Origin of the sequence: Thermodesulfobacterium sp. TA1 (assembly GCF_008630935.1) — a bacterium.
In the GTDB taxonomy this organism is placed as follows: domain Bacteria; phylum Desulfobacterota; class Thermodesulfobacteria; order Thermodesulfobacteriales; family Thermodesulfobacteriaceae; genus Thermodesulfobacterium.
Genome location: NZ_CP043908.1, coordinates 1,462,682 through 1,475,263 on the forward strand (window position 1 = coordinate 1,462,682; position 12,582 = coordinate 1,475,263).

General features: G+C 37.3%; 11 protein-coding genes and 1 tRNA gene. 9 read left to right on the forward strand and 3 right to left on the reverse strand.

All coding sequences use genetic code 11. The features are described from left to right. The first annotated feature begins 53 nt into the window (after window positions 1-53). From purB to dnaB, 7 genes are all read left to right on the forward strand, one after another. Window positions 54-1,379, forward strand: a complete 1,326-nt coding sequence (gene purB / locus F1847_RS07425) for an adenylosuccinate lyase (RefSeq protein ID WP_150072429.1) — start codon at window positions 54-56, stop codon at window positions 1,377-1,379. Beyond that, complete coding sequence (locus tag F1847_RS07430) at window positions 1,380-1,772, forward strand: (deoxy)nucleoside triphosphate pyrophosphohydrolase (protein WP_150072430.1); 393 nt, start codon at window positions 1,380-1,382, stop codon at window positions 1,770-1,772. Window positions 1,773-1,797: 25 nt separating this feature from the next. After that, a tRNA-Val gene (locus tag F1847_RS07435) sits at window positions 1,798-1,869 on the forward strand. Between the two features lie 64 nt (window positions 1,870-1,933). Further along, window positions 1,934-2,290 (forward strand): 30S ribosomal protein S6, encoded by a 357-nt coding sequence (rpsF, locus tag F1847_RS07440; protein ID WP_150072431.1) that lies wholly within the window; start codon window positions 1,934-1,936, stop codon window positions 2,288-2,290. A 1-nt stretch (window position 2,291) separates the two neighbouring features. Beyond that, window positions 2,292-2,543, forward strand: a complete 252-nt coding sequence (gene rpsR, locus F1847_RS07445; RefSeq protein ID WP_150072432.1) for a 30S ribosomal protein S18 — start codon at window positions 2,292-2,294, stop codon at window positions 2,541-2,543. Between the two features lie 19 nt (window positions 2,544-2,562). Next, on the forward strand, window positions 2,563-3,009 hold the full coding sequence (gene rplI / locus F1847_RS07450) for a 50S ribosomal protein L9 (RefSeq protein WP_150072433.1): 447 nt from the start codon (window positions 2,563-2,565) through the stop codon (window positions 3,007-3,009). A gap of 9 nt (window positions 3,010-3,018) precedes the next feature. Next, entirely contained in the window at window positions 3,019-4,401 is a 1,383-nt protein-coding gene (gene dnaB, locus F1847_RS07455; RefSeq protein ID WP_150072434.1) for a replicative DNA helicase, read from the forward strand. Here dnaB and F1847_RS07460 read toward each other — a convergent pair. Next, a complete protein-coding gene (locus F1847_RS07460; protein WP_150072435.1) occupies window positions 4,385-5,242 on the reverse strand; it encodes a universal stress protein in 858 nt (285 codons plus the stop codon). The two genes, dnaB and F1847_RS07460, sit on opposite strands and share 17 nt — an antisense overlap. 143 nt (window positions 5,243-5,385) lie before the next feature. Between F1847_RS07460 and F1847_RS07465 the strand changes: the two genes are divergently transcribed. Then, window positions 5,386-6,429: a hypothetical protein gene (locus F1847_RS07465; protein WP_150072436.1), complete on the forward strand. Its 1,044-nt coding sequence runs from the start codon at window positions 5,386-5,388 to the stop codon at window positions 6,427-6,429. Beyond that, window positions 6,426-9,080 carry a cytochrome ubiquinol oxidase subunit I gene (locus F1847_RS07470; RefSeq protein WP_150072437.1) on the forward strand — a complete coding sequence of 885 codons (2,655 nt, stop codon included), beginning with the start codon at window positions 6,426-6,428 and terminating at the stop codon, window positions 9,078-9,080. Before F1847_RS07465 ends, F1847_RS07470 begins: the two co-directional genes overlap by 4 nt. On the opposite strand, the gene F1847_RS07475 is transcribed toward F1847_RS07470, so the two are convergent. Further along, window positions 9,077-10,873: a KUP/HAK/KT family potassium transporter gene (locus F1847_RS07475; RefSeq protein WP_150072438.1), complete on the reverse strand. Its 1,797-nt coding sequence runs from the start codon at window positions 10,871-10,873 to the stop codon at window positions 9,077-9,079. The two genes, F1847_RS07470 and F1847_RS07475, sit on opposite strands and share 4 nt — an antisense overlap. A gap of 3 nt (window positions 10,874-10,876) precedes the next feature. After that, window positions 10,877-12,574: a proline--tRNA ligase gene (locus F1847_RS07480; protein ID WP_150072439.1), complete on the reverse strand. Its 1,698-nt coding sequence runs from the start codon at window positions 12,572-12,574 to the stop codon at window positions 10,877-10,879. Between the last annotated feature and the right edge of the window lie 8 nt (window positions 12,575-12,582).

Genomic DNA, 12,582 nt, shown 5'->3' on the forward strand with positions numbered 1-12,582 from the left:
AAACTTATGTTATATTTATCTATAAGCAAATAACTAAAAAAGGGGGGACCAAGATGATACCCAGATATACCCGCCCGGTGATGGCTAAACTCTGGAGTCCCGAAGAAAAACTGAGGGCCTGGTGTCTGGTAGAGTTTTACGCCTGTGAGGCTTGGTACAAACTTGGTAAAGTACCAGAAGAGGATTATCAGAAAATTAAAGAAAAGCTTGCTCCTTATTTAGAAGAAGGAGGTTTTACTGAAGCAAACGTTAAAAGGGTAGAAGAAATAGAAAAAGAGACTAAGCATGACGTGATAGCCTTTCTAACCCATCTGGCTGAAATTATAGGACCTTCCGCAAGATATCTTCATCTTGGGATGACCTCTTCTGACATGCTTGATACCGCTATGGCCTGGTTGATGAAAAGGGCTATGGAGATCATCTTAGACGATTTAATAAGAATAAAAGAGGTGCTTAAAATTAGGGCCTATGAATTTAAAGATACTCTAATGATAGGAAGAACTCACGGTATCCATGCAGAACCTATTACTTTTGGATTAAAGCTTGCGCTATGGTACGAAGAGATGAAAAGAAACGAAAAAAGGCTGAGAAACGCCCTTGAGTGTATCTCTTATGGAAAAATCTCTGGTGCGGTGGGAACTTTTGCTCACGTGCCTCCAGAAGTGGAAGCTTATGTTTGCGAAAAACTGGGACTAAAAACGGCTCCGGTTTCTAATCAGATAATCCAAAGAGATAGATATGCCGAATACATGGCCTCTCTTGCTATTTTAGGGACTACAGTAGAAAAAATAGCTACAGAAATAAGGCATCTTCAAAGAACCGAGGTGCTTGAAGCAGAAGAGTTTTTTTCGCCTGGACAAAAAGGGTCATCTGCAATGCCTCATAAGAGAAACCCTATCCTTTCTGAAAATCTCTGCGGGCTTGCCAGGCTTTTAAGAGGTTATTTAATCCCAGCACTTGAAAATGTTGCCTTATGGCATGAAAGAGACATCAGCCATTCTTCGGCTGAAAGGGTTATCGTGCCTGACGCTACTACCATCGCAGATTTTATGTTAGCTCGTTTAGAGGGCTTGCTAAAAAACTTGGTGGTATATCCTGAAAACATGGAGAAAAATTTTAACCTTTTAAGGGGCCTCACCTTTTCTCAACAAGTGATGCTGGCTTTAGTAGAAAAAGGCATGGTAAGGGAAGAGGCTTATAAAATCGTGCAGGAATTGGCTATGAAAGTATGGAAAGATAAAAGCCTTAACTTTAAAGACTTGGTGGTTGAAGACCCAAGGATAGGGAAATTTTTAACCAAAGAAGAAATAGAGGGTATTTTTGATGTGAAATACTATTTAAGGTATGTAGACCAAATTTTTGCAAGGGTTTTTGGTTAGATGGCGGTTAAAGTTGTTGCAGGTTTTATAGAAAAGGACGGCAAGGTTTTGGTAGTAAAAAGGCCTGCCAAGAAAAAAAGAGGAGGACTGTGGGAGTTTCCAGGAGGAAAGGTAGAAAACGGAGAGAGTTTACAAGAAGCGCTAAAGAGGGAATTAAAAGAAGAATTAGGAGTAGAAACTTGGGTAGGAGAGGTTTTAGCCAAAACAACCTATGTATACCCTGAGGAAGAGATAGAACTTTACCTTTTATTAGCAAAGATAAAAGATGAAGTTTGTCTTTTGGAACCTTCTGAGGTCAGATGGGTTGAGTTAAAAGAATTAGAAAACTTAACCCTCTGTCCTGCGGATAAGGTTTTGCTGGAAAAATTAACTCTTGTCAAAAATAAAAAATAGGTTAATTTTATAGGTTGAGGCTTTTGGGCGGTTAGCTCAGGGGTAGAGCGCCATCCTCACACGGTGGATGTCGCAGGTTCAAATCCTGCACCGCCCATTTTGTCTCCTTGCTCCTTGATGAGACAAGGGGCCCAAAAAACCGGACCAAAAGGAGGGTAAAAATGGCTTTATGGAGACCTATTAAACGGTTTCGTAAATGGGAAACGCTTTTTATCATTCATCCTGACAGAGTACCAGAAAAGGATCAAGTTTTAGAAAAGGTCAAAGAAATTATCAACTCTAAAGAAGGTGATGTTTTAAAGGTAGAAGAATGGGGGTTAAAGAAGCTTGCTTATCCTATTGCTAAAAGAAAAAATGGGTATTATGTCTTGATGGAGTTTTACGGTTTAGCAGATACCCCTAAAGCTTTAGAAGAATATTTTAGGATAGACGAACGAGTTGTAAGGTTTATCGTAGTTAAGTTGGAAGACAGATATACCCCAGAAACTGCTGCTAAAGAAGAACAACAGGAGGGATAAAATGGAGAACACCATCATAAAAAAGAAAGCCTTTGCCAAAAAAAAGTTTTGTAGGTTTTGTGCTGATCCAAACATTAAGATAGACTATAAAAACGCTGAACTTCTCAAGCATTTTTTAAACGAAAAAGGCATGATAGTTCATAGAAGACAAACGGGAACTTGTGCTTATCATCAGAGACAACTTACTAACGCTATAAAAAGGGCAAGGATAATGGCTCTTTTACCTTTTGTAGCTGAAGTAGAGATAGAATAATTAGATAGGGGGATAACCGATGGAAGTAATATTAAGAACAGATGTTCCCAAACTGGGAAAAGCAGGTGATATTGTAAAAGTAAAAGACGGATATGCTAGGAACTATTTAATACCTAAAGGTTTTGCCATCCCTGCCAACCAAAAAAACATAAAAGCCTTGGAAAAAGAAAGACAGCTCATTTTAGCTAAAGCAGAAAGAGAACGTAAAAAACTTTTATCTTTAGCTGAAAAGCTTGAAGGAATTGAGTTGACGATTTACAGACGCAAAATAGAAGAAGATAGGATTTTTGGTTCGGTTACGGCAGCTGACATAGTAAGTGCTTTAAAAGAAAAGGGAATTGAAATAGACAAAAAGTTTATCGAGTTAGAAGAGCCTATTAAAAAATTAGGCACCTACGAAATACCTATTAAGTTTTCTTCTGATAAAGTAGTAAACATAAAGTTAGAAGTATTAGAAGAAAAGTAAACATTGTAAATGCCAACTAAAAAAAGAATAAAGTCTAAGCAAGAGCTTGGGGAGGGGCTACCTCCTGAGCTCTTACCCCCTCAAGACCTTCAAGCGGAAAAACATCTTTTAGCTAGTATTTTTATAGACCCTCCTTCTATAGTAAAAGTTCTTGATTTAATCAAACCAGAGGATTTTTACGCCTTACCTCATAGACTGATTTACAGTGTCTTCCTTTCCCTTTTTGAAAGGGACGAACCTATAGACATCGTAACCGTTCATAACGAACTTGAGAAAAGAGGAGATTTAGAAAAAATAGGGGGGGCCGTATACTTAGCTGAGTTAGTTAGTCTTCTTCCTACCTCTGCCCATATCCTTTACTATGCCAAAATAGTAAAAGAAAAAAGTCTTCTAAGAGAAATCATTAACATCTCCCAAGACCTCATTTATAGGGCTTATTATTCGGCGGAAGATTCTCAAGAGCTTCTAAGCTATGCAGAAAAAGCCTTTTTTGAGCTTTCTCACTACGGAAAAAAAGAGGGCTTTTCCTCTTTAAAAGAGGTAGTAAAAGATACCATCAAATATTTAGAAAGCATCTACCAAAAAGGCGACCTTATAACCGGTATTCCCACAGGTTTTTATGAATTAGATCGGATGACCGCAGGGCTTCAAAAAGGAGACCTTATCATCATAGCCGCCCGCCCTGGTATGGGAAAGACCGCCTTAGCCTTAGATATAGTAAGGAAAGCAACTAAATTAGCTAACATTGGGGCGGCTATTTTCTCTTTAGAAATGAGTAAACAACAGCTTTGTGCAAGAATGCTTTGTGCCGAAGCTAAGGTAAATTTTCAGAAGTTCAGAACCGGACAACTTGAACCTCAAGAATGGCAAAAAATAGCCCAAGCTGCCTCAACCTTAAGCCAGCTTCCTATTTACATAGACGAAACCCCTGGGATTAACATTTTAGAAGTTAAGGCTAAAGCTAAAAAGCTGTTAAAAGAAACTTCTTTAGGTTTAATCGTAATAGACTATCTTCAGTTGATGAAAGGGCTTGAAAGAAAGGAAAGAAGAGAACAAGAGATATCAGAAATTTCTGCCGGGCTTAAAGCTCTGGCTAAAGAACTCAACGTGCCTGTGGTAGCCCTCTCTCAGTTAAACCGTAAGGTAGAAGAACGTCCAGATAAAAGACCTCAGCTGGCTGATTTAAGAGAATCAGGAGCTATAGAACAAGACGCAGACGTTATTCTCTTCATTTATAGAGATGAGTTTTATAACAAAGAAAGCCCGGAAAAAGGAATAGCTGAAATCATCATCGGTAAACAGCGTAATGGTCCTATGGGGGTAGTAAAACTTGCCTACTTTTCTCAATATACCTCTTTTGAAAATTTAGACCCTACTATCCGTTTTTCTTAATTATTAAAATAGGTACCGGCGAGTTAGCAATAATTTTTTGAGCAGCACTTCCAATAAGCTTTTTTCCTGTTTCTTCATCAGCACCTATTACAAGTAAGGAAGCATCTATGTTTTTGATAACGTTTACCATAACGGCATGAGGCTCTCCTTTTTCTATAAAAATTTGGGGATCTACGCCTAACTCTTTAAGTTCTGTTACAATTGGATTTAACTGTTTTTCAAGTTCTTGTTTCAAAATGTCAAAAAGTTCTTCCTCTCCAATAATAGCTTCAGGCGGAAACTGAATAACCGAAGCGATATTTAAGGTAGCACCATAGGCTTTGGCAATTTTTCCTGCCCTTTTAACCGCATTATTGCCTGGAACCGATCCGTCTGTGGCTGCTAATATTTTTTTGATTTTCATAACAGTCTTTCTAGGAATGATAAGGACATCTATCGGGCTGTCATTGATTATCTTAGCTGCAGTACTACCAATCAAGATTTTTTCAAAACTGGTAGTTCCTCTACGGCCAGTAACTATTAAATCACAATCATTTTTTACCGCTATCTCTATAACTTTTTCACAGGGTTTTCCTTCCTCCAAAAAAGTTTTAAGATCAACCTGTACTTCTTCAGCCCAACTCTTAGCCTCCTCTAAAGCCTTAACATAAGTGTTTTTAATGTTCTCTTTAATATGTCCAAAGATAGAAAGAGAACTAACCAATCCTTTATAAGGAGGGATAACACTTACAGCCATAATTTCTGCACCATACTCTTTAGCAAATTTCAAAGCCTCTTCAAAGGCGTGTTTACTCGCATCAGACCCATCAAGGGCAACCAAAATTTTTTTAAACTTACACATCTTTTACCCTCCCTTAATTTAGTCAAATTAATCTATATTTTTTACTTTTAATAAATTTTTAAAATTAGTCAAGAGAAAATATCACCTCAAACTCTTTATTATTCTTCTTGACTTTTATTTCAATTTTTCATAAAATTTTTTATATGGGACCTTTCATTTTTTATCCAGAAAAACTTCCTTTTTATCCCCAAATCCTTATCTTGTTAGAGCAAACTTTTTTCCTTATCCACATTGTGCTTATAAACCTTATATTAGGATGGACCTTGCTTTTTGCTTATCAACAATTTAGAAAGGAGTTTTTACCTGAAACTGCGGTTTTCTTTCTTAAGAAAAGTCCTATCTTTTTTGCTTTAGCCATCAACATGGCCATTCCTGCTTTACTTTTTCTGCAAGTAGTTTACGGTCCTCTTTTTTACAGTAGTTCGATTTTAATTGCTGTGCATTGGATGCTTATCATTCCTTTGGTGATTTTGGTTTATTATCTTTCCTATCTTATTTCTAAAAAAATTTCCTCTCAAAGACCTTTTAAGCGCTTTATTCTTATCCAATTTCTTGTCCTTCTTTATGTTGCTTTTGTTCTGGCAAATAACCTTACTTTGATGGAAAATCCACAGACATGGAATATATATTTTACCAACAAAAAAGGTACTTATCTTCCCTTAGACATTCCTTATTTATATTTTAAGTACCTTCATTTCTTGATAGCTTCTTTAGCCATAAGTGGGCTTAGTCTTGGGATTTTAGGTTTTTTAAAAAACGATAAAGCCTCCTTTTCAAAAGGTTTAAATCTATTTTTCTATACAACCCTATTTCAATTAGGAATAGGTTTAGCCTTTTTATTAACCCTTCCGGCTGACATAAGAAATTCTTTTTTAGGTAAAGTCCCTAAGGTTGCTGGATTTTTCTACTTTAGCTTAGTCTTAGCTGTTTTTTCTTTATACTTTAGCAAAAAAGCAAACTTAAAACTTACCCTAACTTTTTTAGGATTAACCCTTATTTTTATGGTAATAAACAGGTATCATCTTAGAACCTTACAACTGGGTACACAATACCAAACTGAAAGTTTACCTGTTTCCTCTCAAACCGATATTTTTTTGGTATTTTTAATGGTTTTAGGGTTAGGAGTTCTTATGGTTTATTATCTTATAAAACTCGCTTTTTCTAAGCCTGAGGTAAAGGAAAGATGAACTACCCTGTTTGGGAGAGCTACTTTATTAACCCTGGGCTTTGGGTAGGTATCATCGCAGTAATTCATGTATTTATTTCTCACTTTGCAGTAGGGGGTGGGATTTATCTCTGGTATACTGACAGACTTTCTGTGCTAACAAAGGACCAAAGTTTACGTGAGTTTGTTCGTAAACACACCTGGTTCTTTGTTTTGTTAACGATGGTCTTAGGAGGCGTCTCAGGTGTAGGTATTTGGTTTATCATAGGGATTGCAAGTCCTGAAGCAACTTCTATCCTTATCAACCAGTTTGTATTTTTCTGGGCGATGGAGTGGGTGTTTTTCTTTGTAGAAATAATAGCCCTTTTGGTTTATCACTACAAGTTTGAAAAGTTGTCTGATAAAGACCGTCTTAGGGTAGCTTTAGTTTATGCTTTTTCTGCCTGGATGAGCCTTTTTATCATAAACGGTATTATTTGTTTTATGTTAACCCCAGGACAATGGGTTGAAACTAAAAATCCATGGCATGGATTTTTTAACCCTTCAAGCTTCCCAAGCCTGTTTTTCCGCACTGGGATAACCCTTATGATGGCAGGGCTTTTTGGAATCTTAAGCACCTTGTTTTTTGCTCCTAAAGATAAAAGACAAGTTCTTTTGAAATATAACATAAAATGGCTCTATGTAGCTTTACCGATTTTAGTTCTTTCAAGTATTTGGTATTTTTCAACGGTCCCAGAGGTTTCTAAGGTAGTTAATTTTGAGTTTAACAGACAGGTTTTGCTGGCAAAAAAAGTCCTTTATCTTTCTTCTGTCTTACTCTATCTACTGTCCTTGCTTCTTTTAGCAAGAGTAGGTCTTATTTTACAGCGTATGTTAGGCTTTTTACTCCTTTTTATAGGTTTACTTTGGATAGGAGGCTTTGAACACCTAAGAGAATATGCCAGAAGACCTTATGTTATTTACGATTATCTATATTCCTTTGGGTTAAAGGTTGAAGACGAAACAAAGGTTAATGAAAAGGGTTTTTTAAAGTATACCAGATGGGCTTCGGTTAAAGAAATTACAGAAGAAAACAAACTTTTAGCAGGAAAAGAAATTTTTAATTTTCAATGTTTATCTTGTCACACCGTAAAAGGATTAAGAAATGATATCGTAAAAAAAGCTGAAGGCCTAACCTATTTTGGGATTATTTCTCAACTATACGGGCAAGGAAAAGTCTTGGGTTATATGCCTAAATTTGTAGGGACAGAAAAAGAAAGGGAGGCTCTGGCAGCGTTTATTGCCGAGGGTCTATTAGGCAAAGCAGCACAAACTCCAGAACCTAAACCTGCTATCAAAGAGCTCAAGGAACAACCTTTAGCCTTTAACCCTGAAAAAGACGAATATGCCCTTTTTGTTTTTAGTCCTCTTGGGATGAAATGTGTAACTGATGCAGACCGGTGGTTTAGCTTTCTACCTCCGGGAAGCACTTTAGAAGCAGTGGTTATTAAAAGAGGACTTAAACCCGAGGTAGTAAACCAAGGGATTAAATTGGTTTATAGGGTTGAACCTGGTTTTGAAACCCCCTCTAAGCACGTTCTTTTATGGGATTACGCTCAACCGTTATTTAACCAAACCATTGCTAAAAATTTAGGCTTAACCGGTAAGGGGCTTAATGGTACCTTTGATTGGGACGATAAAAGAAAGGTTTTTATAGCCAAAGGATTACCTGTTTTACCTTATAAAAACGATGGCACCTACAATCCTTATCCTATTTTTGTAATAGAACTTATAGACCAATCTTCAGGAAAGGTTTTACAACGGACTAAAGTAGTTTCTCCTGTAGCCACTGAATTTCGTTGTTATGTATGTCATGACGGTGGGCTAAGATGGAATGACATAGCAGGAATCTCTGACCAAACGGCTATCAACATCCTTAAAGCCCATGATAAAAACCATCAAACCAATTTTTATCAATCTGCCCTTCAGGGCAAACCTGTTTTCTGCCAGAAATGTCATCCTGATTTTATCGTAGGAAGTAAAGGGATTAAAGGGCACAAGAATTTTTCTACATCTATGCATGGGTGGCATGCCAATTATATGCCCTATAAAGATGAAAAAGCCTGTTATCTATGTCATCCAGACCATCCCCAAGCTAATACTAAATGCTACCGTGACATTCATAAAAAATTAGGTCTTGAATGCATAGATTGTCACGGAAACATAGACTTTCATGCTACAGCCCTTCTTCTTGGAGAAAAGAGCAGCAGAACCGCTAAGTTTTTGCTTGCTAATCTAAATCCTAATATTCCTAAGGAAAAGATAAAACCAAGAAAACCTTGGATACAACAGCCAGATTGTTTAACCTGTCATAAAGGTTTTAAAAAACCAATTAAAGAAGCTAAGGCTTATAATTATTGGACTGAGGGAGTTTCAGACCTTTTCCGGGTAAGAAAAGAAAATACTCAAAAACTTCCTTGCCTTACTTGTCATGGATCTCCTCATACTATTTATCCTGCTTTTAACCCCTATGGTATTAGTAGAGATAACCTCCAACCTTTACAATATCAAAAAAACATTCTTCCAATAGGTGCTAACTTTAGATGTGAAGTTTGTCATAAGAAAAAAATGAGGACCCCCTTACATCATCCAAACATCTTAAGAACTTTTAGAAATATCCAAGTGTTACCTTAAAGCTCGATCCTGGTCAACACTCCGTGAAGCTTAGCTGGAGGCAGGTTTAGAAACTTAACAAAATGAGGGCTTATCTGCTTGATAAAGGAGTAAATTTTCCAAATAGGATGTTGGGTTTCAATATCCTCAAGTCCATAAAAAATTACTCTTTCATCTATGCCTTGTTCCCTTAAGATGTCTTCAACCTTAAGGATTTCCATGTAACCGTAGGCGATTTCAAAAAGTTTGGCTCCAGGACAGATCTCCTCTAAAAAACTGGTAGTAATCCCATAAGGTTCGTTTTTCCTTATAAGAGAAACAAAAATGTTTTCTTCATAAACTATGCCGTGGACAAAGATGTTTTCAATCACATAAGGTGGAAAAGAATAAGGATCACGGATAAAATAAAGGGCTTTACCTGAAATTTTAGGGTTTTCCTTATAAAATTTACTAAACTGTTTAACGAATTCTTCGCGACTTAAGAAGGTAAGACTGTGGTAAAGTTTTTTCTGTCCTTGTGTATAAAGGATAATTATGGTAAAAGGTATACCAGCAAGCACTAAAGCCCAATAACCTCCATAAGGAAGCTTAAAAAGAGTAGAAATAAAGTATAAAAAAGTAGTAAAAGTAGTCAATATTGCAAAAGATAGATATGCATATCGTTTTTTAAGATAAAAAATAGTAATAAGGAAAAGGCCGGTGATAGTCATATCTCCAGTAACAGCAAGACCATAAGCTGCAGCTAAACTGGAAGAACTTTTAAACTCAAACATAATAAAAATTACAGCTAAAAAAAGTAACCAGTTGATCGATCCTATATAAATTTGAGAATGAAGCTCCGGAGAGGTATACTTTACTTTCATAATAGGCAAATATCTTGCAAACATCGCTTGATACACTACGCTAAACATACCGCTTATCATAGCTTGTGAAGCTATCACGGTTGCCATCAAAGCTAAAATCAGAAAAGGCACATAACTTGGAGCAAAGGTATTTAAACACATCTCAAAAAGGATGCTTTTTGCCTCAGGATGGTTTAACAAAAAAGCTCCTTGCCCAAAGTAATTGACCACCAAAGCGGTTAAAACTAAATACCAAGCTCTTTTGATAGGCCTTGCCCCAAGATGGCCCATATCAGCATACATGGCTTCACTACCGGTAGCACAAAGAATAACCTCTCCCAAAATCAAATAAGACTTCCAACCATTTTGCTGAAAAAACTCTATAGCATAAAGGGGATTTAGTGCTAAGATGACTTCGGGTCTGGATAAAATCTGTAGGAAACCTAAGGTAAAAAGGCTTAAAAACCAAAGGCTCATGATAGGCCCAAAAGAACCTGAAACCTTCTCTGTACCTCTCTTTTGAAAATAAAATAATCCGAAAGCAATCAAAACACTAAGAAGGACTACCTCCATCTGTTCTAAAGGCCTTAACCCTGGAATATAAGATATTCCCTCTACTGCGCTCATTATACTTATCGCAGGAGTAATCACTCCATCGCCCATAAGTAGGGAAATCCCTATAAAAGACAAAAAAGTAACCACCCCTAACAACCTTTTACGACTTTTTAAAAGGGAACGCAAAATTTCTGAAAGGATTAAGGTGCCTCCTTCTCCGCGTAAACTAAGGCTCATGGCTAAAACAGTATATTGAACCGTAGGAATAATGATTAAAGTCCAAAAAATTAAAGATAAAACCCCAAAGACATTCTCTTTAGTAGGAGGCAAAAAAAGGAAAATAACCGGTAAGGTATAGATAGGGCTTGTTCCTATGTCTCCAAAAACAAGCCCCATAGCCTTTATTACTTTTTGCATTACTTAAGCTCCTTTTTTCAGTAAATCCTGAACATAACTTTCTATCCCCTCCGGCTTAAGGTATACCCTTTCTCCTGTTTTTCTTTGTTTAACTTCTACCTCTCCCCTTTCTTCAAAGGTTTTCCCTAAAATAAGTTGAAGAGGCACCCCTATTAAGTCTAAGTCATTAAATTTTACCCCTGGGCGTTCATCTCGGTCGTCAAGCAAAACATCCCATTTTTGGCTTAACACCTGATATAATTTCTCAGCGTTTTCTTTAAAACTTTCCTTTAGAGATATAATACCTATCTGAAAAGGGGCTATCTGCCAAGGGAAGATAATGCCTTTTTCGTCATGGTTCTGTTCTATGGTGGCAGCAAGCACTCTACTAACCCCTATTCCATAACATCCCATGATAAATGGTTTCATCTGACCGTCTCTGTCAAGAAACATCGCCTTCATGGGAAGGCTATACTTGGTGCCAAGCTTAAATATATGACCCACCTCTATACCCTTTAAAAAATTTAAAGTTTTTTTACACCGTGGACAAAGATCCCCCTCGGTTGCCTTTCTTATGTCTGCTATGATATCTGGTTGAAAAGTATCACCCAAGTTTGCGTTTATGTAATGATACTCGTCTTCGTTTGCTCCTATCACAAAGTTAGGATATCCTACCAGGCTTTTATCTGCGATCACCTTTATCCTTAATCCCTTAGGTCCTATAAAGCCAGGGTTTGCCCCTGCTATCTTTCTTATCTCTTCGTCTCTTGCCATCCTGAAAGGTTTTCCACCTAAAAGCTTTTCAAGTTTTACTTCGTTTACCTCATGGTCTCCTCTTATACAAACAGCCACAGCCTCTTTTTCTTCTACGATGTAAATCAAAGTTTTGGTAATCTTTGCCACAGGCAAGCCTAAGAAATCTGCTACTTCCTTAGCCGACCTTACTCCAGGTGTATATACCTTTTCTAAAGGTTTAGAAGACTCATAAGGATAGGTCTCTGAGGTTTCGGCAGGGGTTAATTCTATGTTGGAAGCATAACCGCAGGCCTCACAAAAGGCTATGGTGTCTTCCCCTGTTTCTGCAAGCACCATAAACTCATGAGAGACATCCCCTCCTATAGCTCCAGTATGGGCCTCAACCGCCTTAAACCTAAGCCCACAACTTTCAAAAATCCTATGATAGGTATCATACATCTTTTGATAGCTTTTTTCTAAACCTTCCTCGTTAGCATCAAAACTATAGGCATCTTTCATGATAAACTCTCTTGCCCTCATAATACCAAACCTGGGACGTATCTCGTCTCTAAACTTAACGGCAATCTGATAAAGGATTAAAGGTAAGTCTTTATAAGATTTAACGTCCCTTCTTACGATGTCGGTTACCACCTCTTCATGGGTAGGTCCAAGACAAAAATCATGGTCTTTTCTGTCTTTTATTCTTAAAAGTTCTTTACCATATAGATCCCACCGACCTGTTTCTTGCCAGAGCTCAGCAGGCTGAACCAAAGGCATAAGGATTTCTAAAGCCCCTGCTCTATCCATCTCTGTCCGAACTATATTTTCTATCTTTTTTAAAGCTTTAAACCCTAATGGCAAAAAGTTATAAATCCCTGAAGCCACCTTTCTTATCATCCCTGCCCTTAAAAGAAGTTTATGACTTACAGTTTCAGCCTCAGAAGGGTCCTCCCTTAGGGTTGGTAAAAAATATCGGCTTAATCTCATGGTTACCC